This is a genomic window from Clostridioides sp. ZZV14-6387, assembly GCF_020657835.1.
GTDB classification, from domain to species: domain Bacteria; phylum Bacillota; class Clostridia; order Peptostreptococcales; family Peptostreptococcaceae; genus Clostridioides; species Clostridioides difficile_A.
Window position 1 is genome coordinate 181,923 of sequence record NZ_JAGWCW010000004.1, and the last position, 26,201, is coordinate 208,123.

A 26,201-nucleotide genomic window follows, 5' to 3' on the forward strand; every position below is an offset into this window, starting at 1 on the left:
CTCCATTATCGTAACATAGAGTCTCTGTGTTTCTTTACAACCCTATATCCTTTATTAGATAAATCCTCCGCTATAAGATTTGTTATAGTAACTGACCTATGTCTTCCACCTGTACATCCAACACCAATTACTAAATGTTGTTTTCCTTCCTCTATATATTGAGGCACTAAAAAATGAATCATATCTAAAAGTTTTATATAAAATTCTTCACTTATTTTAGAATTCATAACATAGTCTCTAACTTCTTTATCATCACCCGTTTTAGACCTTAATTCCTCAATATAATAGGGATTTGGAAGAAATCTTACATCGAACACTAAATCTGCATCAGCAAGTATACCATGTTTAAATCCAAAAGATACTACAGATATTGTTAAGTTTGGATTATCTTCACCAGAAGAATATATTTTCTTTATTTCTTCTTTAAGGTCTTTTGGCTTCATATTAGTTGTATCAATTATACAAGTGGATAATTCCTTTAAAGGCTCCATTATTTTTCTTTCCATTTTTATACCTTCTGGAATCTGCATATCTTTTGCCAATGGATGATTTCTTCTTGTCATTTTATATCTTTTTAACAATACATCATCATTACAATCCAAATATACCATTTCATATTCATAATTTTCTTTTTCCAAGTAATTTAAGCTTTCATGAAGAGCTTCAAAAAACTTTCTTCCTCTTATATCTATACCTAGAGCAACTTTATCAATACTTGAATTCGGCTGATAACATAATTCTGCAAATTTAGTTATCAAAGCAGGAGGTAGATTATCTACACAATAAAATCCCATATCCTCTAAAGCTCTCATTGTCTCACTTTTTCCAGATCCTGAAAGACCTGTAACTATAACAAATTTCATTGCTAACTCCTCCCTTTTATCTTATGTTTATTCTATTATAATGTTTTCTACTAATGATACATCTAGATTAGAATCAAATATAGTCTTTATAGCCAGTTCAAAGTCACCAACTCTTTGTGGACAATGTGCATCTGAGCCTATTACAAATGTATTTTTTAACTCTTTTATCTTGTTTAACTGATTTACATTTAAAAAAGAATGGCTACTATTTATTTCAAGTCTAGTATCTGTCTTTTTTGCTATCTTTGCTACTTCTTCTATATAAACATCGCCTTTATCTCCAGGATGAGTAATTATAAAAATATCATTATTACTCATTGCATTTATTACAGCTTTTGTATTATATTCTTTTGCTTTTTCAGTTTTGAATACATAATTATTACAATGATTTAATAGACTTTTGAATGATGTTGGAGTAGAACCAAAATGATATCCAGCCATAATATAATCAAATTCTTTAATAAATTTATCTTCCATATCTATATTGCCTTTATCATCTAATATGTTACATTCCATACCCAAGAGTATATTTATATCACCATATTTATCATTCAAATAGTTTACTTCTTCTCTCATTTTAAGAATATCTTTTTTCTTTACACCATATGCAATATGCTTATAACTATGGTCTGATATCCCTATTGTCTTTATTCCTTTAGAAATGGCCACCTTTACATTGTCTTCAATAGTCCCTTTTCCATGACTATATAATGTATGTGTATGATAATCAGCCAGTATTTTCATCAGTTAATCCTCTCCAAGTATTTTGACTTCTTCTTCCAACATAACCCCAAACTTGGCATATACAGCACTTTTTATAACATATATTAAATCTAAGATATCTTTAGCATTTGCTTCTCCTCTATTAACTACAAATCCGCAATGCTTCTCAGACACTTGTGCTCCTCTCAAAGTAAGACCTCTTAATCCAGTTTCTTCTATTAATTTACCTGCAAAATATCCTGTTGGTCTTTTAAATGTACTTCCTGCACTAGCAAAATTTAATGGTTGTTTAGTTATTCTTCTTGTTGCCAAATCGTCCATTAAACTTTTTATTTCATCATAATTGCCTTTTTGCAATTCTAATTCTGCGGATAAAGCTATATAGCCATTTTTTGATATTATGCTTTTTCTATACCCAAATTCCATCTGTTCATTTGATAGTTCAAATATATTTCCTTCCATATCCATCAATTTTACTGACTTTACTATATCCTTCATTTCACCACCATATGCTCCAGCATTCATGGCTAATGCTCCTCCCAATGTTCCAGGTATTCCTGATGCAAATTCAAATCCTTTTAATTCCTGCTTTTGAAGAGCTTTACCTAAAACTGATAATAAAACTCCTGACTGAGCAATCATCCTAGTATCATTTACCTCATAAGAATTGAAATTATCTGCCAATTCTATTACAACGCCTCTTATTCCACCATCTTTAATTAAAATATTTGAGCCATTTCCAATTATTAAATATGGAATTGATTCCTTTTTCACCAAAAGAAGTACATTTTTTAATTGCTCTTCTGTTCTAGGTCTAACCAATATATCTGCTGGTCCTCCTACTCTAAATGAAATATGCTTTTTCATAGGTTCATCAACCTTTATATCATCTTTACTTAATATATTTAATAAATTTTCATATATATCTTGATTATTCATTGTATTTCCTCCCAAATTATACTGAACTTTAGCTGTCATTCTTATTTAAATTACATTAATATATAGTATTAACTATATTCAATAATATATGATTTTGCTTATCATATGGATTTTATATTTTTAGTTTCTTAATTACAAACTATATTCAATAAATATATAATAAATTAAAAAAAAAAAAATAACAACATATAAAAGAATATAAATAATTTAAAAAAAGCATCAATATCACTGATATCAATGCTTTAAAAGGCAATTTAATTCGTATTATTTATCTAACTATTTTTAACATAGCAAAGATAATAAATTCCTCCAACTATTATGGAGCCCCCAACGATATTTCCAAGTGTTACAAATACTAAATTAGTTATGAATTGAACCATAGTTATATTTGCTCCTAATACCATCCCCATTGGTATAAAAAACATGTTTGCAACGCTATGTTGGAATCCACATAACACAAATAACATTATTACTGTCCAGCATGAACCTAACTTTGAAATTACATCTTGTGACGCTGTAGCCATCCATACAGCTAAAACTACTAGAACATTACAAAGTATTCCTTTTAAAAACATGGAAACCATAGTTGAATTAACTTTAGCTTCTGCCACAGCTATAGCTTTTGTAGCTACATCCCCTGTCAATGTAGAAGAATAAAATAAAATTGCTACTAACAAAACTGAACCTACTAAATTTGCAAAATAAACCAGTCCCCAGTTTCTTAACATTTTTCCTAATGTTATTTTTTTGTCCATAAGTGGAATAAGCATTAAAGTATTTCCAGTGAATAACTCTGCTCCTGCTACCACTACAAGCATAAGACCTACTGGAAATATCATAGCACTTAAAAAACTAGCTACCCCTGGGTCTATCTTAGCAAAAGTCTGACTAACTATCATACTTCCCAATGCCCCTAACCCTATAAATGCTCCTCCAAATAAACCTAATAAAATTGCATTTTGTGTTGAAATATTCGCTTTTTTGATGCCAGCACTTATTGTTGCTTGTGCTGTTTCCCCAGGTGTCAAGAATCCTTTACTCATAAATCCTTCCCCCTTAAAAATTATACTTTTCCTTGTCTTTTTATGGCAATAATTATATAATAACAATATGATATATAATAAATTTTATTAACATAAAAAATATACTATATGCATATATATAGCTGTCTCATATAATTATACTATTTATTATATACCAACTTTGTTAATTTCGAAATAATTTATATTGAATTTGAAAAATTTACCTCTCGATTATTTATTTTACTTTTTTATTGTTGAGGTATTATATATAATAGATATATGTTTGTGTTATTATATATAATTACTTATTTTAATAAATATTTGAAGGAGGAAATTTTATGTTTGATATATCATTTTTCGAAATGTCAATATATGAAATAGCAGTTACTACAATATATATAATTAATTTCATGGTTATACTGAACCTTATCTTTAGGGAAAAAAGAAACATAAATACAACTCTAACATGGCTTCTTATATTAGTGTTAATCCCTGCACTTGGATTCATACTTTATATAGCTTTTGGTAGAAACATTTCAAAAAACAATATGTTTAGATTAAAAGAAAAGGACGATAAGATAATCAAAAGTAACATACTAGATACTCAGGTTAAGTTACAGTCTACTTCTGAAATTGATTCAGATATACATCAACATAAGGATATGATTTATGCATTAGCTAACTCAAATAATGCTCATTATACCAATAATAACGATGTGTGGATTTATGCTGAGTCTAGTCAATTTTTTAACAGTCTTCTTGAAGAACTTAAAAAGGCTAAAAAATATATAAACATACAATTTTACATTTTCAAAGATGACAAAATCGGAACTGAAATAATCGACATTCTAGTAGCTAAAGCTAAAGAAGGTGTCGAGGTAAGACTTTTATTTGACGCCGTTGGTGGTAGAACACTAAAGAATAGTACACTTTCTAGACTTAAAGAAAGTGGTGTTAAGGTTGGAAGTTTCTTTCCATCATTCTTAAAAATCGTAAACTTTAACTTAAACTATAGAAATCACCGAAAAATTGTTGTCATTGATGGTAAAGTAGGATTTGTAGGTGGATATAATGTTGGTGATGAGTATTTAGGTAGAAATCCAAAATTTGGTCTATGGAGAGATACACATACCAAACTTACTGGTGATTGTGTAATTGACCTAAATATGAGATTTATCCTTGATTGGAGATACACAACTAAAGAAGATTTAGACTTAGAGAAGTACTTTATAGAAGAAGAAACAAACTCTAATCATCCTTCTGAAAATATTGGGATTCAGATAGTATCAAGTGGTCCAGATATATCAGAGCTTGACGAAATTAAATATGGTTACCTTAAAATGATTCAGAAAGCTAGAAAGTATATATATATACAGAGTCCTTATTTAATACTTGATGCAACATTTATAGATACTTTAAAAATAGCTTGTTTATCTGGTGTTGATGTAAGAATTATGATTCCTTCTAAACCTGACCATCCTTTTGTATACTGGGCATCATATTCATATGCTGGAGAACTTTTAAACTTTGGAGCTAAAATTTATACTTACGGTCAAAATGCATTTTTACATGCTAAGACGATAGTTATAGATGACTCTATCTGCTCTATAGGAACAGCCAATATGGATATAAGAAGTTTCGAACTTAATTTTGAAGTAAATGCATTTATGTATTCTTCAAAAAAAGCACTGGAACAAAGAATTATATTTGAAAATGATATTTTAAATTCAAAAGAAATAACATTGGATATATATAATTCTAGGTCTACTTATATAAAAATCAAGGAATCAATTTCTAGACTATTATCAGCAGTTTTATAAATCTTTTATTTTATAAAAATTTTACATTCCGGTTTATTTTTTAAAGTTTTTTATATATATTATTTTTTTTTTATTGAATTTAGTTCATTTTTTTTATTTTTTTTAACTATTCTGAATTATTTTATATTATAATAGACTAGTATAGTTTTTATTTTTGATAGGTAACTTTTTTGCATTGTTTTTATGAATAAAGAAATTGTTGTATATTGTTCTTTCTTTATTGTTTTGGTTTTGTTCACCAACATAAGGTTGGGGTCAACTCATGGTTAATTATTTTTTGAGAAATAATAACTTTAAAAAGAAAAGGGGGATTTGTTATGTGCGATTTTATTTCACACAACAAGCAATTATTTGACGAACTAGATATATTTATTGACTCTCTTGCAACAAAAGAAGGTGCGTTAATACAAGTTCTACATGAAGCACAAGGTATATTTGGATATCTTCCAAAAGAAGTTCAGCTTCATGTTGCTAGAAAACTTGGAGTAGCTCCTGCAAAGGTATATGGGGTTGTTACATTCTATTCTTATTTTACTACAGAACCTGTAGGTAAGTATAAAATCAGTGTCTGTCTAGGTACTGTATGTTTTGTAAAAGGTGCTGATAAAATATTAAGTGCTTTTGAAAAACAACTTGGTATAAAAGTTGGAGAAACTACTAGTGATTTTAAATTTTCTTTAGAAGGTTTAAGATGTTTGGGGGCATGTGGTTTAGCTCCAGTTGTTACTGTAAATGGTAAAGTTTATGGTAAGGTGAAACCTGACCAAGTAAGTGAAATATTAGATACTTATAGAGAATTAGAATTGAATTGTTAAGAGGGGTGAATAAATAATGCGTAAAGTAAATTCATTTGATGAATTAAAAGTTTTAGCTGATGAGCTGAAACCTAATCTTAGCTTAAGAAAAAATTATTCTAAGGAAAATGTATTAAGAAGAGAATTACTTGTTTGTTGTGATACTGGATGTACATCTTCAAACAGTATGGAAATAGTTAGTGAATTAGAAAATGAAATAAAAAAATCAGGAATCCAAGACAAAGTTACTGTTCGTTTGACAGGTTGTTTTGGCTTCTGTGCTCAAGGTCCTATCGTAAAAGTTTATCCTGATAACGTTTTCTACGTGAAGGTTGAACCATCAGATGCTGAAAAGATAGTTCAAAGTCACTTAATTAGAAATACAGTTGTTGAGGAATTATTATATGAAGAAGAATCTTTAAGCAAAAAAGTAGAAGAGCAAGAAGAAATGTCTTTCTACAAAAAACAATTACGTATAGCTTTAAAAAACTGTGGACTTATTGACCCAGATAGCATAGAAGAATATATTGCCAATGATGGTTATTTAGCTCTAGGCAAATGTTTAACTTCTCTTACTCCTCAAGAAGTTATTGCAGAAGTAAAAACTTCTGGTCTTCGTGGTAGAGGTGGTGCTGGTTTCCCTACTGGTTCTAAATGGGAAGCTGCTTCAAAAAATCCTGCTGGCCCAACAGATAAAAAATTTGTTGTTTGTAATGCTGACGAAGGTGACCCAGGTGCATTTATGGATAGATCAGTACTTGAAGGTGACCCTCACAGTGTACTAGAAGCTATGGCAATATGCGGATATGCTATAGGCTCTGATACAGGTTACATATACATAAGAGCAGAATATCCAAAATCTATAGAAAGATTAAAAGTAGCTATAGCTCAAGCTGAAAAATACGGTTTACTTGGTGAAAATATATTAGGTACTGGATTTAACTTTAAACTAGAATTAAAATACGGTGCAGGAGCTTTCGTTTGTGGTGAAGGTACAGCTTTAATGCATTCAATTGAAGGTAGACGTGGTGAACCTAGAATGAAGACTTATAGTTCTTCTAAGAGTGGTTTATGGAAATCTCCTACTTGCTTAAACAATGTTGAAACTTTTGCCAATATACCAGCAATCATACTGAATGGCGGAAGCTGGTTTGCTAACTTAGGTACTGAAGATTCTAGTGGTACTAAAGTCTTTGCTCTTGGTGGAAAAGTGGAAAATGTAGGGCTTGTTGAAGTTCCAATGGGTACTACTTTAAGAGATATTGTATTTGAAATTGGTGGAGGAATCCCTGAAGGTAAACAATTCAAGGCAGTTCAGACAGGTGGTCCATCTGGTGGATGTATACCAACTGAGCATTTAGACATCCCTATAGACTTTGGTTCATTAAGCTCTATAGGTTCAATGATGGGTTCTGGTGGTATGCTTGTTCTTGATGAATCTGACTGTATGGTAGATATAGCCAAGTTCTTCCTTGAGTTTACTGTTGAAGAATCTTGTGGTAAATGTACTCCTTGTCGTATAGGTACTACAAGATTATTAGAGATATTAACTAAAATTACAGAAGGTAATGGTACTCTACAAGATTTAGATGACCTAGAAAACCTTGCTGAAACTATACAAACTGCTTCATTATGTGGTCTTGGTAAAGCTGCTCCAAACCCTGTTTTAAGTACTCTTCAATATTTCAAAGATGAGTATATAGCTCATGTTGTAGATAAGAAATGTCCTGCTGGCAAATGTCAAAACTTACTTTCTTACTTTATAACAGATGCTTGTAAGGGTTGTACAAAATGTTCTAGAGTGTGTCCTGCTGGTTGTATAACAGGTTCTGTTAAGGAACAACATACAATAGATACTTCTAAGTGTCTAAAATGTGGTGCTTGTATAGATAATTGTACATTTAACGCTATAATCAAGAAATAACTTATTTGGAGGAGGAATAACAATGAGTTTAGTTAATTTAACTATTAATGGCAAACACGTTTCAGCACCTAGTGGAACTTCTATCTTAGATGCTGCGAAATTAATAAATATAAAAATACACAACCTTTGTCATTTACATATGAACGAAATAGATAAGCTTGACACTTGTGCTTCTTGTCGTGTTTGTATGGTTGAGACAGAGAGAGGCTTAGTTCCAGCTTGTGGAACAGTTATAAAGGAAGGTATGAGAGTTCAAACTAATAGTGCAAAAGCATTAAATGCTCGTAGAACTATTGTTGAATTATTGTTATCAGACCATCCACAAGATTGTTTTGTATGTGAAAAAAATGGAGATTGTGAATTACAGACTATAGCTGCCGATTTAGGAGTAAGAAAAATAAGATATCAAGGTTCTAAATCTTTTGCAGGTAAAGACACTTCTACTAAGTCTTTAGTTAAAGACCACTCTAAGTGTATATTATGTAGAAGATGTGAAACTGTATGTAATGATATACAAACAGTAGGAGCATTATCTGGAGTTAATCGTGGATTTAATACTTTAGTTAGTACATTCTTCAACTCTGATATGGTTGAGACAGAGTGTACATTCTGTGGTCAATGTATATCTGTCTGTCCAACTGGAGCGTTAACAGAAGTAGATAATGTACCTAAGCTTTGGGATGTTTTAAATAAAAAAGAAAAAACTATAGTAGTTCAAGTTGCTCCTGCTGTAAGAGTTGCAATTGGTGAAGAATTTGGATTAGAACCAGGTTCAATTTCTACAGGAAAAATGGTAGCTGCTTTAAAAGCACTTGGATTTGAACATGTATTTGATACGAACTTTGGTGCAGACTTTACTATCATGGAAGAGGCTACTGAATTTATAGAAAGAATCCAAAGTGGTGAAAATCTTCCTATATTGACTAGTTGTTGTCCTGCATGGGTAAACTTCTTGGAGCATAATTATCCAGATAAGTTAAATTTAGCATCTAGCTGTAAGTCTCCTCAAGGTATGTTTGGTTCTATAGCTAAAAATTACTATGCACCTAAAATATTAGGAATCAATCCTGAAGAGCTTTATGTTGTATCTGTAATGCCTTGTGTAGCTAAAAAATATGAAGCTTCAAGAGAAGAATTAAGTGAGTCTGGAATACTAGATGTTGACCTTTCTATCACTACTAGAGAATTAGCTAAAATGATAAAAGAAGCTGCTATCGATTTACCTAATCTTCAAGACCAAGATTTTGATAATCCTTTAGGAAAATCTACAGGTGCTGCATCTATATTTGGAGCAAGTGGTGGAGTTCTAGAAGCTGCTCTACGTACTTCATACGAAAAGATAACTAATAAGACTTTAGATAATGTAAACTTTACTAATGTTAGAGGTCTTAAAGGAATCAGAGAAGCAAGCATAGATGTTGATGGAACTACAGTTAATGTGTGTATTGTAAATACACTTAAAAATGCTAGAAAGATTATGGATAAGGTTAGAAGTGGAGAATGTAAATATCACATTATAGAAGTTATGGCATGTCCTGGTGGATGTGTTGGAGGTGCTGGTCAACCTTATCACCATGGTAATACTGAAATAGTTGATAGACGTGCAAATGCATTATATGAAATAGATAGAAATAAAGCTATTCGTAAATCTCATGAAAATCCTGATTTACAGGCTATTTATAAAGACTTCTTTGGAGACCCAAATAGTGATGTAGCTCATAAATACCTTCATACTCATTACTTCGATAAGAGTTGTATTTATGGAGAATGCCCACAAGAATGTGCTTGTGAGGAATCTAAATAAGCTCTAACAATTATAAAAATTAAGTGTTATTAAATAAAAGGATTGTCTTAAAATACTCTTAAGTACTTTAAGACAATCCTTATTAGTTTACTTTAATACAACTTCCTAGTCTTATATATTAATTAAAGAATTCCAGCCATTTTCATAAGTTGTTTTGCATTTGTAGTTTTACATCTTCCATCTTTTATCATATAGTCAAAATGAATTTTATCATCTACATAGTACTCTGAGAAATGATAGTTTACAACTTCAACATCTCCACTACCTGAAAGGTCACATAACTCAAAATCATGTGTTGTAACCATACTTATAACCCATGGTCTTGATAATTTCTTTACTGCCTCACTTGCTCCAATAATTCTATCAGCAGAGTTAGTTCCCTTAAAAATCTCATCCACTAAAACCAACATTGGTAATTCTTTTAAGCTATATTGAATCATTGATTTTATTCTAAGAATCTCAGCATAAAAAGTTGATATTCCTTGGCTTACATCATCTTGTATTCTCATAGATGTAAATATAGCCATACAAGTTGCATCAAAATTCTTAGCACATACTGGTCCTCCTGCATATGCTAATACTAAATTCACTCCTATACTTCTTAAAAATGTTGTTTTTCCAGACATATTTGAACCTGTAATAATACATGTCTGAGAATTTAATTGTATTGAATTTGCTATAACACTTTTTTCTGCTATTAATGGATGATATACTTCTTCAACTTTTAGCCTTGGAATGTCTTCATGTTTTATTACTGGAAAACATGTATTCTCCTTTACATGACCAATAACTGTTAAACTTATTAGAGCTTCAAATTCTCCAATAGATTCTAGCCAGCCTCTAATTTGATTTCCATACACACCTTTCCATCGTTCCAGTGATTCTGCACAATGATAATTCCACATAAGAACACCACAAGCAATTATATATAATATCTGATTATATCTTAAATTTACAGCATTTCCTATTGAATTTAGTTGTTTAATACCTTTTGAAACGCCACTTCCCTTAGAAAGTTTTTTTTGTAATTCTTTTAAGTAATCACTCTCAAATGTCTCTTTTTCTAAAACCTCAAACATCTTTTCATATACTTGTATATTTCTACTAAATGAAAATAATGGTGAAAGAGTCTGCATAAGTCTCGTATGCCCAAAACCACTAAATCCCAACTGTATTATGAAAAGTAGAAAAACAGGCAAAATAGGTAAAAAACCTAATGTAAAAAATATAAAAGATAGGATTGTAGCAGTAGGTAGACCCCAAGTAAAAATATGCATCCATTTTGGTATATATACATCCTTATTTTCTCCATACTCTATGAATGCTTCTATACTACCATCAGAATTATTTTTTTGCTCCTTACCAATTATATTACTCAGTGTTTGAATATGAATAGAAAAATCATCTTTTGATAAAAGTTCTTTTATTGCTATTTGTCTCTCTAAGATTATCTTCTCATCTGGATTTTCATTCCATAATGACTTAGCCAAAGACTTCTTACCATAAGATGTATTAGCCACACAGATATATTGATACAATGAAGCTCTTCCAAACAAATCTAAATCTTTTGCTTGTGAATTTTCATCTTCTAAGTATTCTTTACCATCTATTTTAAATTCTTTCCAGCCATCTCCAAATCGTTTTATATACTTGTCTATTACATCAATCTTACTTTTAAAATACATTTCTTCTTCTTTTACTTTATTATGAATAACTAAGAGTGCTATAAACGCTACAATCGCTACAACTCCAACAAAAACACCCACTATATTTTTATTGTAAAGTCCAATAGCAAATCCTACTATCACTATCAAAAAAGAGATTAATCTCGCTGTACTTATATTATTTGACTTTTTACTTAAGAGCAATTCTTTTTCAGTAGTACTTTCTAAAAGTTTACTAAAATAGTCTATTCCCATAAAAAATTCCAACTTTCTTGTTATATAATAAAATCCAAATATAAAATTAATCTAGTGCAGTTTTAATCTATTACTTTAAATTATCCTTATCTAATATATATTATTAATAAATATTAGATACAACTTAATTTTAATATCAGTCTGCACTACTTAGTATCAATTAATTTTGATAGTTTTTTAGTAAACTCTTGCGCTGCATCATATCCCATTCCTCTTTGTCTAAAATTCATTGCTGCTACTTCTAATATCATAGCAGTATTTCTTCCAGGCTTAACAGGTACAACTAGTTTCTCTACATTGACACCAAGTATCTCTTCATATTCTTTATCAAGCCCAAGTCTGTCATAATACTTAGTCTCATCCCAAGCTTCTAGATGAACTACTAAATCTATCATTTTAGAATTTTTAATTGCTCCTACTCCATATAAACTTCTAACATCTATTATCCCTATTCCTCTTATCTCAAGAAAATGTCTTATCAATTCAGGTGACTGTCCCATCAGCATACTTTCATCCAGTTTTCTTATTTCCACAGCATCATCTGCAACTAGTCTATTTCCTCTTTGAATCAGTTCTAACGCTGTTTCTGACTTTCCTATACTACTTTCACCTTTTATCAGTACACCTATTCCATAAATATCAACTAACACACCATGAATTGTTGTGTGTGGTGCTAATTTATTATCCAAATAATTTGATAGTCTATTTATAAGTCTAGTTGTATTTCTATTTGTACTCAAAAGTATTCTCTTATATTTTTTAGCTTTTTCAATTACATCTGGCTTGATTTCCAAGTCTCTAGAGATTATTAGAGCAGGTATTTCATATGAGAAAAATCTATCCAACACTTCTTCTCTAATAGTATTATCCATTAATCCAAAGAAATTATATTCTGTCTTCCCAACTATTTGTATTCTTTCATACGCAAAGTAATCAAAATATCCTGCAAACTGTAACCCTGGTCTATTTATATCTTGAGAGTAGACATAATAATCTACATCATCAGGCATGTACACTACTTTTAACTTCAAGTCTTTTATTATCTCTCTTATCGATACCTTATTGCTAGTTTCCATTAGTTTTCTTCCTTCCTAAAAAAATTATAAACATTATCTGCAATGCTTTTATTCATTCCCTCTACTTCTAAAAGTTCTTCCATAGTAGCTTTTTTTATAGCATCTACATCTTTGAAGTGATTTAATAATGATTTCTTTCTTTTTTCACCTATTCCTTGTATATCATCTAAGATAGATTTTGTCAAAGCTTTATTTCTTAAACTTCGATGATATGTTATTGCATAATTATGAACCTCTTCTTGTATACTAGCAATAAATCTATATAAATTGGTTGTTTTATCTAGCTCTATTTCTTTTCCTTTACATATCAATCCCTTGGTTCTATGCTTATCATCCTTGTACATTCCCCAAAGAGGTATATCTACATCATTAAGTTCTAATACTTTTTTTACTGCGCTAACTTGTCCCTTTCCACCATCCAATAATATCAAGTCAGGTAAATTTCCATGTTTTAATCGTCTATCTACAATTTCAGCCATAGAATCATAATCATTAGGTCCAATGACTGTTTTTATTTTATATCTTCTATATTCTTTTTTATCTTTTTTAGCATTTGTATATACTACCATAGAGCCAATCGAGTCTACGCCTTGTATATTTGATATGTCATAAGCCTCTATCCTTATTGGTAACTTTGCTAGATTTAATAGTCGTTTTAATTCTTCTAATGCTCCAATACTCTTTTCATATTTTCTCTTATTCATATCAGAAAACTTTTCAAGATACTCTATAGCATTTTTTCTTACCATTTCAACTAAGCTTTTCTTTTCTCCTTTTTGTGGTACTCTTATAGTTACTTTTTGACCTTTTTTAGATGACAACCATTCCTCTAATATAGAACTATCTTCTATCTCATCTTCTATAATTAATTCTTTTGGTATATACTCTTGTTCATTGTAAAATTGTTTCACAAATGAACCTAATATAGAGGCTCTTGGGCTATCCATTACACCTTCTAATATAAAATGTTCCCTACCTACAATCTTACCATTTCTGATAAAAAATACCTGTACACAGGCTTCATTATGGGCTCTTGCCATTGCAACCACATCTTGATTTAAGTCACTTACATTAGTGTCTATTTTCTGTTTCTGTATCATCTCTTCAAGACTCTTTATTTTATCTCTATATACCGCAGCTTCCTCAAATCTAAAATTCATAGAACTCTCATTCATTTTTTCCTTTAAAAGCTCCATCAATTTCTCTTCTTTACCAGATAAGCACATTATAATTTCTTCTATCATCTTTCCATATTCTTCTTTAGAAACATTTCCTGTACAAGGCCCTAGACATTTATTTATATGCAGATTTAAACAGGGTCTTGTTTTATTCTTTATCGCTTTTTCGATATCTATTTTACAACTTCTTATTGGATAGGTACTATTTATAAGTTCCAAAGTATCATTCACAGCAGTTATATTAGTATATGGTCCAAAATACTTTGCCTTATCTTTAAGAACTCTTCTAACCTTTAAGATTCTCGGATAATCTTCATTTGTAGTTACTTTGATATATGGATAAGTTTTATCATCTCTAAGTACTACATTATACTTAGGTCTGTATCTTTTTATTAGATTACATTCAAGTATTAATGCCTCCAACTCTGAATCCGTTATAATATACTCAAATTTATATATATTTTTAACCATAGATTTTACTTTAGATGTATGGTTTTTTGAAGATTGAAAATACTGCCTTACCCTATTTTTTAAAGATATGGCTTTTCCCACATATATTATATGGTCGTATTTATCTTTCATTAAATATACTCCGGGCTCAGAAGGTAATTTTTTTAAATGTTCTTGTATATCAAACATATAGCCCTCCAAAACATTAAATTTTATATTAAAATTATACCCTAAAATGTGAAATTTAAAAAGTTATACAGTTTCCAGTACTCTAAACAAGTTAAAGTCCATATCCCCCTTCCATAATTGATTTAAAAACAAACCTTATGAAGAGCAATATGGACTTTATACTTTTATTGACTGCTTACAACTTATATTTAATTAGCTTCTAAAAGATATAATCAGTTTATATCTCTAATTTTAAAACTTATCACATTTTAGATGATTTAAGAAAAATATTTCTTTAAAAATTGACCAGTATAAGACCCATCAACTTTAGATACTTCTTTTGGTGTTCCAGTTGCAACTACAGTTCCACCTTTATCTCCACCTTCTGGTCCTAGGTCTATTACATAATCACAAGTCTTTATGACATCTAAATTATGTTCTATAACTATAATTGTATTTCCTGTATCTGCTAATCTTTGTAGCACTTGGATTAGCTTGTCTACATCTGCCATATGAAGTCCAGTAGTAGGCTCATCTAATATATACAATGTCTTTCCTGTTGGTCTTTTACTAAGCTCAGCAGCTAATTTTATACGTTGTGCTTCTCCTCCTGATAATTGAGTTGAAGGCTGACCTAATTTGATGTATGAAAGACCTACATCCATTAAAGTTTCTAATTTTCTTTTTATATTTGGTATGTTTTCGAAAAACTCAACAGCTTCTTCCACATTCATATCCAATATATCAGATATAGTTTTATCTTTGTATTTTACTTGTAGTGTTTCTCTATTATATCTTTCACCCTTACAAATTTCACAAGGAACATATACATCAGGTAAGAAATGCATTTCTATTTTTATTATTCCATCACCCTTACAAGCTTCACATCTCCCACCTTTTACATTGAAACTAAATCTTCCTTTTTTATAACCTCTTGCCTTAGCTTCATTAGTTGCTGCAAAAATATCTCTTATAAAATCAAATACACCTGTATAAGTAGCAGGATTTGAACGAGGTGTTCTTCCAATTGGACTTTGGTCTATATTTATAACTTTATCTATATTTTCAATTCCTTTTATTTCTTTATGTTTACCAGCTCTTTGTTTAAGTCTATTTACTTTACTTGCTACACCTTTGTAAAGTATGTCATTTATTAGTGTACTTTTACCAGAGCCTGAAACACCTGTTATACAAGTAAACTTACCTAATGGGAATTTTATATCTATATTTTTCAGATTATTTTCTGATGCTTTAATTATTTCTATAAAATTTCCATTTCCTTCTCTAGTAGTCTCAGGAAGTAATATTTGTTTTTTACCACTTAGATACTGACCTGTTATTGAGTTTTCATTTTTAATTATTTCATCCAAAGTTCCTTGTGCAACTATCTCACCACCATGTATACCTGCGCCTGGTCCAATATCTAAAACATAATCAGCCTCTCTCATTGTGTCTTCGTCATGCTCTACAACAATTAAGGTATTTCCTAGGTCTGTTAAGTGTCTAAGTGTACCTATAAGCCTATCATTGTCTCTTTGATGAAGTCCTATACTTGGTTCATCAAGTACATATAAAACCCCAACAAGTGCAGAACCTATTTGAGTTGCTAATCTTATACGTTGTGCTTCCCCTCCTGATAGAGTTCCAGCTTTTCTTGATAAATTCAAATAATCAAGACCTACATCTCTTAAGAACATAGCTCTTCCTTTTATTTCTTTTATAATCTCATGAGCTATAAATCTCTGTTTCTCTGTAAGGGTTATATTTTCCATAAAATCAATTAATTCATTTACAGATAAGTTTGTAACTTCCATTATGTTTTTACCATCAACCAAAACAGATAGGACTTCTTTTTTAAGTCTCATACCTTTACATTTTGGACATGGTCTTTCTGCCATATATTCTTCAATCTTATCTCTCATGTACTCCGAGTTAGTTTCGTTGTATCTTCTCTCTAAGTTTACTATTACTCCTTCAAAGTACGACTTATAATTTCTAGTTCCTCCAAATTTTGATTCATAAGTAAACTCTACAATTATATTGTCCTTACCATAAAGTAATTCCTCAACAAAATCCTCTGGTAAATCTTTAAATGGTGTTGTCAAAGATACATTAAAATGTTCTGCTAAACTTTTTATCATTTTACTATAGTAAGTATCATCATTAACACCTGTTGACCCCCATGCTGCAACCGCACCTTGTTTTATTGACAAATCTTTATTTGGTACGACTAACTCTGGGTCAACTTCTTTACTTTCTCCAAGACCATTACAAACATCACAAGCACCAAAAGGAGCATTAAATGAGAACATTCTTGGAGATAATTCTTCTATACCAATTCCGTGTTCTGGACATGCAAATTTAGTTGAAAAAAGAATTTCTTCTCCATCTATTATTTGAGCTATTACAAGACCATCTGATAACTTAACTGCAGTCTCAATCGAATCTGCCAATCTAGATTCAATTCCATCTTTAATTACTATTCTGTCTACCACAACTTCTATATTATGTTTTTGATTTTTATTCAGAACTATATCATCGCTAACTTCATAATTTTCACCATTGACTCTAACTCTTACAAATCCTTCTTTTTTGATATTATCAAAAACCTTTTTATGTGTACCTTTTTGACCTCTAACAATTGGTGAAAGTATTTGTAATTTCGTTCTATCTGGAAAATCTAGCATTTTATCAACTATTTCTTGGATAGTCATTTGACTTATTTTTTCACCACATGTAGGACAATATACATCTCCTACTCTTGCAAATAATAATCTTAAATAGTCATATATTTCTGTTACTGTTCCAACAGTAGAACGTGGGTTTTTTGAAGTAGTCTTCTGGTCGATTGATATAGCTGGTGATAACCCCTCAATATATTCTACATTTGGCTTTTCCATTTGACCTAAAAATTGTCTAGCATATGCTGATAGACTCTCTACATATCTTCTTTGACCTTCTGCATATATTGTATCGAATGCCAAAGAAGACTTTCCAGAACCTGATAACCCTGTAAAAACAATAAATTTATCTCTTGGTAATTCTAAATCTACATTTTTTAAATTATGTTCTTTTGCTCCTCTTATTATAATTTTATCTTCCATAATGTTGTTTTTACCTTTCTATTTTTCCAATTTTTCTTCTAATTGTTTTACTTTATCTCTAAGTTCTGCTGCTCTCTCAAATTGTAAGTTTTGAGCAGCCTCCATCATCTCTGATTTTAATTTTTCTATATTATCTCTTATTTCATCTTTATCATCTGTGTCAGAGATTCCATATACAACTTCTTCCTCTGCTACCTTAGTAGCTTCTATACTATCTCTTATACTTTTTTGTATAGTCTTAGGAGTAATATTATGTTCTTCATTATATAGATTTTGTATATCTCTTCTTCTCTTTGTCTCATCAATAGCATTTTGCATTGAATCAGTTATTCTGTCTGCATACATGATTACTCTTCCATTTTCATTTCTAGCTGCACGTCCAATAGTCTGTATTAATGCTGTTTCGGAACGTAAGAAACCTTCTTTATCAGCATCCAAAATTGCTATAAGTGAAACTTCTGGTATATCTAATCCTTCTCTAAGTAGATTTATTCCTACAAGTACATCAAACTTTCCTAGTCTTAAATCTCTTATTATTTCGGTTCTTTCTAATGTAACTATATCTGAATGCAAATATTTAACTTTTATCCCTATCTCTTTAAGATAATTAGTCAAGTCCTCACTCATTTTTTTGGTTAAAGTGGTTATAAGTACTCTTTCATTTTTTTCTATAGTTTTAGTTATTTCTCCTACCAAATTGTCTATCTGATTATTGATAGGTCTTACTTCTACAATTGGGTCTAAAAGTCCAGTTGGTCTTATTATTTGTTCTGCTATAGTTTCTGAATGTTGAATTTCATAAGGCCCTGGTGTAGCACTTACAAACAACATCTGATTTATATTTCCTTCAAATTCTTGAAAATTTAATGGTCTATTGTCAAGTGCGGAAGGTAATCTAAATCCATTCTCTATAAGAGATGTTTTTCTAGACCTATCTCCTGCATACATACCTCTTACTTGTGGTATAGTAACATGTGCCTCATCTACAATTATTAAATAATCATCTGGAAAGAAATCCATTAAAGTATATGGCTTTTCTCCTTCTTCTCTACCTGTAATATGTCTTGAATAGTTCTCTATACCTTGACAAAATCCTATTTCTTTTAGCATTTCTATATCGTACTTAGTCCTTTGTTCAATTCTTTGAGCTTCTAAAAGTCTATCATTTTCCTTAAAAAATTTTATTTGCTCTTGAAGTTCGTCCTCTATTTCTACAATTGCCTTTTCAATTCTTTCTGGTGTTGTTACATAGTGAGATGCGGGGAATATAACAATGTGGTTTCTAGTACCAACAATCTTTCCTGTTACATAATCAATCTCTGTTATTCTATCTACCTCATCACCAAAAAACTCTATTCTTATTGCTTTCTCATCGTTACTTGCTGGGAATATCTCTAGTATATCTCCTCTAACTCTAAAGGTACCTCTTGTAAAATTTATGTCATTTCTTTCGTATTGTATCTCTATTAACCTTTTTATTACATCATCTCTGTCTCTTTGCATACCTGGTCTTATAGATAGCATAAGTTCTTTATAGTCTTTTGGATCACCCAGTCCATATATACAAGATACAGATGATATTATTATAGTATCTCTTCTTTCTAAAATAGATGCCGTAGCAGAATGTCGAAGTTTATCTATTTCATCATTTATGCTTGCATCTTTTTCTATATAAGTGTCACTGTGAGCTACATATGCTTCTGGTTGATAGTAATCATAGTAACTTACAAAATATTCAACTGCATTGTCTGGGAAAAATTCTTTAAACTCACTGTAAAGCTGTGCTGCTAGTGTCTTATTGTGAGCCATTATTAGGGTAGGTTTTTTAACTTGCTGAATGATGTTTGCCATTGTGAATGTTTTTCCTGAACCCGTTACTCCTAATAATGTTGAAAATTTCTCATTTCTATTTATAGAATCCACTATTGATTTAATAGCTTCTGGTTGGTCACCTGTAGGTTTGAAGTCTGATTTTATTTTAAAATCCACGGTATCACTCCTTTTTCGAACATTAGTTCCTAACATTTATTATTATATCATACCTTTATAAAATTGTTTAAGTTATTTTAAATATTTTACCCATTTAAATTTTACTTAAATCTAAAATATAAAAAAAGACTTCTATCTTTACAATAGAAGTCTATAATACATGGAAAATAAATACTTCATCCAATTTATATGATAAAATCAAATGCCTCTTTTTCAGCTCCATCCAACGTTAAACCAAATAACTTTAATATAGTTGCTGCATGTGCCCTCAAATCTCCATTCTCTATAACCACACCACTTTTAATATTAGGTCCAAAAGCTATAAATGGAGGTCTATTACCCTTAGTAGGTAAATGACCATGTGTTGCAACAGCAAATTTATAATCTTTTATATCAGAATCCTTTATAATATTTCCTTCTACATCATTACCAAACGAAATTCCTTCAATTCCTTCAATTACCATTTCAAAATCACCTTCAAGACCAAGTTCAGATGCTTCCTCTTTGCTAAAAATATTTTCTATGAATAATTCTTCTTTAAACTCCTCAAGTAGTTCTCTTAACTCTGTTAATCTATCTAAGTTATTTACTATTATCTGAGCTGATATACCAGAAGAATTTACATAGGCATCAAAATGTTTAACTTCTCCATCTTCTACTGTTATAAATCCTCTTGATTCAAGTAAAACATTTGGATTTATAACTTTGTCAACTCTAAGATGACCATGGTCTCCAAGTATTATAAAGTTTGTATCTTCATATGTACCTGCATCCCTTGTAGCTTGAATTATATCTCCTAGCCATTCATCATTCATTTTCAATGCTTCATCCACTTGCTCATTAAATAATCCATAATTATGTCTTGTATGGTCCAATGTCGCCAAATGTATCAACATTAAATCAGGCTTATAGTCCTTTATAATATCTACTGCACAGTTTACTCCAAACAAATCCATGTTAGGTTCTAGCTTCCAATCAATATAATGACAATGTTTATTATAAATACTATCCATTATAATCTTACTAGAACTTTTTTCAAAAGTCTCTCTTGGATCATCGTCTCTATTAGGTGCCCATATTTCTGCAATATTAAAGTCTATATTTGGATTTGCTCCCATTACAGGCCATAATACACTAGATGTAGTTAAATTATTTTCTTTTGCTACATCTAAAATAGTTTTTGTTTTTATATCCTTTGAATACCAATACCAATCTTTATTTTCTTTATTTGGGTCAAATTTTTCATTATGATATATACCATGCTTTTTAGGATATACTCCTGTAACCATGCTAGTATGGCATGGATATGTTAAAGTAGGATATACACAATTTATATTTTTTACTATAGAGCAATTCTCTAATATAGATTTAAAATTTGGGAGATTTTTTACAAATTTCAAGTCTTTTTCAAATAAAGAATCTACTGATAATACTATAACTTTTGTCATTTACATTACCTCTTCATTCATATATTATTAAATACTTTTAATCAGTTTATGGCTATAAATAATTATTTATTTGTTTTATCTATTACTGCTTGCATTGCAGAAGTTCCTTTACTTACTGCATCTTTTGGAGATACATTTAAGTCAGTAAGTCCCTTTTTAATTTCATCCATTAGCTTATCAGTTGCTTCTTTATATCCATTTAACATTGGAAGTGCTACAGCATATTGTAACTGGTCAGTTGCAACTTTATATTGAGGTTTCTCTTTATATAGTGTTTGTAATTTTTCAGACTTAGTTGCATCTTCAGTTGTTGGTAAGTACCCTGTTGATGAACTGAATTGAACTATCTTATCTGTTTGAGTCATCCATTTTATAAATTCTGCACTTGCTTCTTTTTCTTTATCTGTTCCACCTTCAAGCATAACTAGATTTGCTCCACCTGTAGGAGTTGCGTATTTTTGATTCTTTGGTAAAAATGCTGTTGATATTTCAAATTTACCTTCTGTTTGTTGCATAAGTCCTGCTAAATCAGCTGTTGATGTAAATATCATGCCTACTTTACCATTTACAAAATCTTGTTTTGCCACATCCCAAGCATTATAATCTTCTCCAGGAGGCATTTTCATTATTCCATCTTTCATCATATCTTGCCAGAATTTAACTGGTGCTTGCCCTGCTTCATTATTAAACGCTACTTTTTTACCATTAGTTATTTCTCCACCACTTTGCATTACCATAGCTTCATAGAACCAAATATCTATTGGTGTTTCAAAACCATAAGTATCTTCTGATTTATTCGTCATCTTACTAGCATAATTTTTAAGTTCTTCCCATGACTTTGGACCTGAAGGGTCAAGACCTGCTTTAGTTGCCATATCTTTATTTATGTATAATATTGGAGTACTTCTATTAAATGGCATCCCAACAAACTTGTTTTCGTAATATGAATTTGTTAAAAGACCAGAAAAAAATCTTTCTTGGTATGTTTTATCAAAATACTTGCTCATATCTACTAAAGCTCCTGCTGATGCAAATGTACCTGTTTGAGTTATTTCTAGTAATGTTACATCTGGTTGGTCTTTAGAAGTTAAGGCTGCCTGTAATTTTGTTGCATTTTCATAGTAATCTTTCTGTTTTAGCATATTTACTTGTACATCTTTATGCTCACTATTAAACTGGTCAACCATTTTTTGTGCAGTTTCTCCATTAGTTCCACCCAAAGGAGCCCAGAAATCTATCTTTGTAATATTGCTATCAGTTTTTTCCCCTTTAGATGTATTTGAATCATTAGAATTTGAACACCCAACTAAAGAACCTAATAATAATGTTATTGCTAATCCTGTTGCTAATTTTCTTTTAAGCTTCATTTTCATCCTCCAAATTTAGTCTTTAATTTTTTATTTTATTCCTGAATACATAAAAGCTTCTTTTACCTTTTTATTTGCAAATATATATACAAGAATTATTGGTAAAATTAGAATTATATTTCCTGCCATTATTACATTCCATGCAGTAATACCTTCTGAAGATTTAAGAAGTGCCACCCCTATTGGTAAAGTTCTTATGGCATCTGTATTTGTCATTACTAGAGGCCAGAAGTAATTGTTCCAATGATATATAAAATTGAATAATATAAATGTTATTACTGCTGGTTTTGCCATAGGAACCATTACTTTAAACATTATCTTTAAATCAGAAGCATTATCTAGTTTAGCTGCTTCAATAATCTCATCTGAAATCTGCATGAAATTTTGTCTAAGTAGAAATATACCAAATGAAGATGTCATAAATGGAATTATAAGTGGAACATATGTATTTATAAATCCAAACTTACTCATCATCATATATACTGGTAAAAAAGTTACTTGTGGTGGAATCATAAGCCCTATAAGTAAAAGTCCAAATAATACCTTTTCGCCTTTAAATCTAATTTTAGAAAATGCATAAGCTGCTGGAACCATCACTAAAAACTGTATGATTAAAACACTTCCTGTTACAAATACACTGTTTAGTAAATATCTAAAAAATGGTCCTGAATTCCATGCTGTGCTATAATTTTCTAACACTATATCATTTGGTATTATAGTAGGTGGTAATTGCATCATTTCTTGTGGATTTTTAAAAGATGTCGATAACATCCATATAAAAGGAAATATAAATATTGCAGATAAAAGTAATAAAACTAATACTTCTATTGATTTTGATGCTATTTTCTTTATATTAATTTTGTCTTTTTTGATAGGTTGTATAATATCCATTTTCTCCTCCTTCTTGATAGGCCTTATGTCTATTTTTTTATTGATAGTGAACTTTCTTTGACAGTAATCTGAAATTAGCATATGTAGCAATCATAACTATAGCTAGTAAAAACATACTCGCTGCACTTGCTTGTCCTATATCATAATATATAAATCCAGACTCATATATATAATAAGACAACATATTGGTTGAACCTAATGGCCCACCTTGTGTCATTATACTTATCTCATCAAACACTTGAAATGATGCAGTTGTTGTTGTTATCATAAGAAAAAATATTGTTGGTGACAATAATGGCAATGTCACTTTAAAGAAATTAGTTATCTTGTTCGCGTTATCTAATTTAGATGCCTCATATATATAGTTTGGTATGGATTTAAGACCTGACAACACTATTAAAATATTATATCCAAGAGTTTTCCATATTCCTATTAGAATCAGTGACATTAAAGCTGAGCTTTCACTTGAAAGCCATTTTGATGTTGGTAAATGTAGTGTTGACAGTATCCAGTTTAAAAAGCCATATTGTGGCTCCATAATCCAAAGCCACAATACAGCTACAGATACTAGTGAAATTACATGTGGTGTAAAGATTATACTTTGCGTTAAATTGTGTATTATAGAGTTTTTATTTAACCAAACAGCAAGTACTATAGCTAATGAAATAGATATAACTACCATAAAGAAAGTATAAATTGCTGTATTAGTTATAGTTTGTATGAATTCTGGATTCTTTAAGAGTTCTGTATAGTTATTTAAACCTACATTTTCAAAAGTCGAACTAAGAAGACTTCCTGATTTAAAACTTAAAGATATTGTCTTGATTATTGGATATACTATAAACAAAAGAGTTCCTATAATAGCAGGTGTTATATATAAATATGCTTTGTTAAATTGCTTTTTCATAAATATCTCCTTTGATTTTAGAATACATATTTTTACATTTTTTTAAATCTTCTACTCTTTCTCCATACTTATCAAAATAATATAAATCTTTTTCTAACACGCTTATTCTTAAGGTTCTTCCAATATCAAATATATCATTTTCTGTTTTAACTCTTATCTCACTATCAAGAACAGATAGACAATATATAGTTTCATTTCCCAAGACTTCTTTAGTAACTACTTTTCCAAATAAGCTAAATACACCATCATTTTTTCCATCTATATTTATACTCTCTAGTGTTGCTTTTTCTGGTCTAAATCCAAGCTTAACATCATTTTTGATATTTAGTATATTCATGCAAGGATTTCCAATAAACTGGGCTACAAATAAGTTTTTAGGATTTTGATATATTTTTTTTGGGGAACCTATTTGCATTATCTTACCTTTGTTCATTATCACTATCTTATCTGCCATCGACATTGCCTCAACTTGGTCATGAGTTACATAAACAAATGTAGATTTTAGTTTTTGATGTAATTGTATTAATTCTGTTCTCATTTGGTTTCTTAATTTAGCATCTAAATTTGATAATGGCTCATCCATTAAAAATACCTTTGGATTTTTAACCATAGCTCTAGCAAGTGCTACTCTTTGTCTTTGACCTCCAGATAAATTACCTGGTTTCACATTTAAATATTCTTGTAATCCTACCACATCAATAACTTCTGTTATAAGTTGTTCTCTCTCCTCTTTAGGTACTTTCTTATTCTTAAGACCAAATTCTATATTTTCTTTGACAGTCATGTGTGGATATAATGCATAGTTCTGAAATACCATAGCTATATCTCTTTTACTAGCATCCGTTTTTGTTACATCATTTTCTTCAATTTTTAATTTACCTGAAGTTATATCTTCAAGACCTGCAATCATTCTTAGTGTAGTAGATTTACCACATCCACTTGGGCCTACCAACACTGTAAAAGAACCATCTTCTATAGTAAGATTTAAGTTTTCTATAACGGTATTTTTTTTATTATAAGATTTTGTGACATTTTCTAGTCTTATATCTGCCATTTTTTATCCTCCTAAAATATTTGATTTCATTTTATGATTTGCTTATAGATTAATAATACTCTTAATTTGTAAAGGATATATTAAGACAAAGTGAATATATAGTAAACTTATTAAAATGAAGGTTAAATTGTAAACATTTTTTGTTAAATATACTAAACTTAAATGAATATGCTATTTATATTATTTATAACTTTCTATAGTTTCTATATTTAATATTTAGTATAACAAGAGAATTTTAATTTACAGAATGATATATAAGACTCTTTATTTTTATAAGATTAGAGTTGAAAATAAAAGAAAATAAAAAAGACCTCTATGGGGGATAGAGGCCTTTAAGTGGGGGAGATTGAGTAATTTATTTTTGCTATATTAAGTTTTACAATTATATTATGTCCCAAATTTGTAGGGTCTAAACATAAAAAACAAAACTTTTTTTAATTTTAATAAATTTACTCAAAAAAGATTACGTGGCTACGTCCTACTCTCCCAGGCAGTTTCCCACCAAGTACCATCAGCGCTAGAGAGCTTAACTTCTGTGTTCGGAATGGGAACAGGTGTATCCTCTCTGCTATTGTAACCACATAATCTTTATGCTTAATATTTCTATTAAGTTTTTAGAATCTAGTAATACTAGTTTCTTTAGAGTTAACACTCTAAAAACTACACATATATTTTATTGAATGGACATCAAATAATTTGGTCAAGTCCTCGACCTATTAGTATCGATAAGCTAAATACATTGCTGCACTTACACCTTCGAC

General features: G+C 30.1%; 18 protein-coding genes and 1 rRNA gene. 4 read left to right on the plus strand and 15 right to left on the minus strand.

From position 1 onward, the window contains the following. Window positions 1–5: 5 nt before the first annotated feature. From rapZ to KGF38_RS04195, 4 genes are all read right to left on the minus strand, one after another. Complete coding sequence (gene rapZ / locus KGF38_RS04180) at window positions 6–863, minus strand: RNase adapter RapZ (protein WP_054271845.1); 858 nt, start codon at window positions 861–863, stop codon at window positions 6–8. Window positions 864–890: 27 nt separating this feature from the next. Beyond that, window positions 891–1,607, minus strand: coding sequence for a PHP domain-containing protein (locus KGF38_RS04185; protein WP_054275752.1), 717 nt, complete (start codon window positions 1,605–1,607; stop codon window positions 891–893). 3 nt (window positions 1,608–1,610) lie between these two features. After that, the gene (murB, locus tag KGF38_RS04190; RefSeq protein ID WP_074179242.1) at window positions 1,611–2,525 is read right to left on the minus strand and encodes a UDP-N-acetylmuramate dehydrogenase; all 915 of its coding nucleotides are present in this window, start codon (window positions 2,523–2,525) and stop codon (window positions 1,611–1,613) included. A gap of 272 nt (window positions 2,526–2,797) precedes the next feature. After that, a complete protein-coding gene (locus KGF38_RS04195) occupies window positions 2,798–3,568 on the minus strand; it encodes a formate/nitrite transporter family protein (RefSeq protein WP_054271848.1) in 771 nt (256 codons plus the stop codon). A gap of 317 nt (window positions 3,569–3,885) precedes the next feature. On the opposite strand from KGF38_RS04195, the gene cls reads away from it, so the two are divergent. The 4 genes from cls (at window position 3,886) to KGF38_RS04215 (ending at window position 9,889) form a co-directional block, all read left to right on the plus strand. Further along, complete coding sequence (gene cls / locus KGF38_RS04200; RefSeq protein WP_054271849.1) at window positions 3,886–5,367, plus strand: cardiolipin synthase; 1,482 nt, start codon at window positions 3,886–3,888, stop codon at window positions 5,365–5,367. Window positions 5,368–5,684: 317 nt separating this feature from the next. Further along, entirely contained in the window at window positions 5,685–6,182 is a 498-nt protein-coding gene (locus KGF38_RS04205) for a complex I 24 kDa subunit family protein (protein WP_003416946.1), read from the plus strand. A 16-nt stretch (window positions 6,183–6,198) separates the two neighbouring features. Continuing rightward, entirely contained in the window at window positions 6,199–8,085 is a 1,887-nt protein-coding gene (locus KGF38_RS04210; protein WP_054271850.1) for an NADH-quinone oxidoreductase subunit NuoF, read from the plus strand. A gap of 22 nt (window positions 8,086–8,107) precedes the next feature. Then, window positions 8,108–9,889 (plus strand): NADH-dependent [FeFe] hydrogenase, group A6, encoded by a 1,782-nt coding sequence (locus tag KGF38_RS04215; protein WP_054271851.1) that lies wholly within the window; start codon window positions 8,108–8,110, stop codon window positions 9,887–9,889. Between the two features lie 122 nt (window positions 9,890–10,011). On the opposite strand, the gene KGF38_RS04220 is transcribed toward KGF38_RS04215, so the two are convergent. The 11 genes from KGF38_RS04220 to rrf all read right to left on the minus strand — a co-directional run bounded on the left by KGF38_RS04220 (window position 10,012) and on the right by rrf (window position 26,022). Then, entirely contained in the window at window positions 10,012–11,808 is a 1,797-nt protein-coding gene (locus tag KGF38_RS04220; protein ID WP_074179241.1) for a MutS-related protein, read from the minus strand. 146 nt (window positions 11,809–11,954) lie between these two features. Beyond that, complete coding sequence (gene hprK, locus KGF38_RS04225) at window positions 11,955–12,884, minus strand: HPr(Ser) kinase/phosphatase (RefSeq protein WP_054271853.1); 930 nt, start codon at window positions 12,882–12,884, stop codon at window positions 11,955–11,957. Continuing rightward, the gene (gene uvrC / locus KGF38_RS04230; RefSeq protein WP_074179240.1) at window positions 12,884–14,701 is read right to left on the minus strand and encodes an excinuclease ABC subunit UvrC; all 1,818 of its coding nucleotides are present in this window, start codon (window positions 14,699–14,701) and stop codon (window positions 12,884–12,886) included. The genes hprK and uvrC overlap by 1 nt, the downstream gene beginning before the upstream one ends. Window positions 14,702–14,958: 257 nt before the next feature. Further along, a complete protein-coding gene (uvrA, locus tag KGF38_RS04235) occupies window positions 14,959–17,784 on the minus strand; it encodes an excinuclease ABC subunit UvrA (protein ID WP_054275755.1) in 2,826 nt (941 codons plus the stop codon). Between the two features lie 18 nt (window positions 17,785–17,802). Next, window positions 17,803–19,809, minus strand: a complete 2,007-nt coding sequence (uvrB, locus tag KGF38_RS04240) for an excinuclease ABC subunit UvrB (RefSeq protein ID WP_054271856.1) — start codon at window positions 19,807–19,809, stop codon at window positions 17,803–17,805. Between the two features lie 149 nt (window positions 19,810–19,958). After that, window positions 19,959–21,221, minus strand: coding sequence for an alkaline phosphatase family protein (locus tag KGF38_RS04245; RefSeq protein ID WP_074179238.1), 1,263 nt, complete (start codon window positions 21,219–21,221; stop codon window positions 19,959–19,961). A gap of 62 nt (window positions 21,222–21,283) precedes the next feature. Next, window positions 21,284–22,588: an ABC transporter substrate-binding protein gene (locus tag KGF38_RS04250; protein ID WP_054271858.1), complete on the minus strand. Its 1,305-nt coding sequence runs from the start codon at window positions 22,586–22,588 to the stop codon at window positions 21,284–21,286. Between the two features lie 30 nt (window positions 22,589–22,618). Further along, window positions 22,619–23,479 (minus strand): carbohydrate ABC transporter permease, encoded by an 861-nt coding sequence (locus KGF38_RS04255; RefSeq protein WP_054271859.1) that lies wholly within the window; start codon window positions 23,477–23,479, stop codon window positions 22,619–22,621. A gap of 37 nt (window positions 23,480–23,516) precedes the next feature. After that, on the minus strand, window positions 23,517–24,386 hold the full coding sequence (locus KGF38_RS04260; protein WP_074179237.1) for a carbohydrate ABC transporter permease: 870 nt from the start codon (window positions 24,384–24,386) through the stop codon (window positions 23,517–23,519). Then, the gene (locus KGF38_RS04265; RefSeq protein ID WP_054271861.1) at window positions 24,370–25,440 is read right to left on the minus strand and encodes an ABC transporter ATP-binding protein; all 1,071 of its coding nucleotides are present in this window, start codon (window positions 25,438–25,440) and stop codon (window positions 24,370–24,372) included. The genes KGF38_RS04260 and KGF38_RS04265 overlap by 17 nt, the downstream gene beginning before the upstream one ends. A gap of 465 nt (window positions 25,441–25,905) precedes the next feature. Further along, window positions 25,906–26,022 (minus strand): 5S ribosomal RNA (gene rrf, locus KGF38_RS04270). Between the last annotated feature and the right edge of the window lie 179 nt (window positions 26,023–26,201).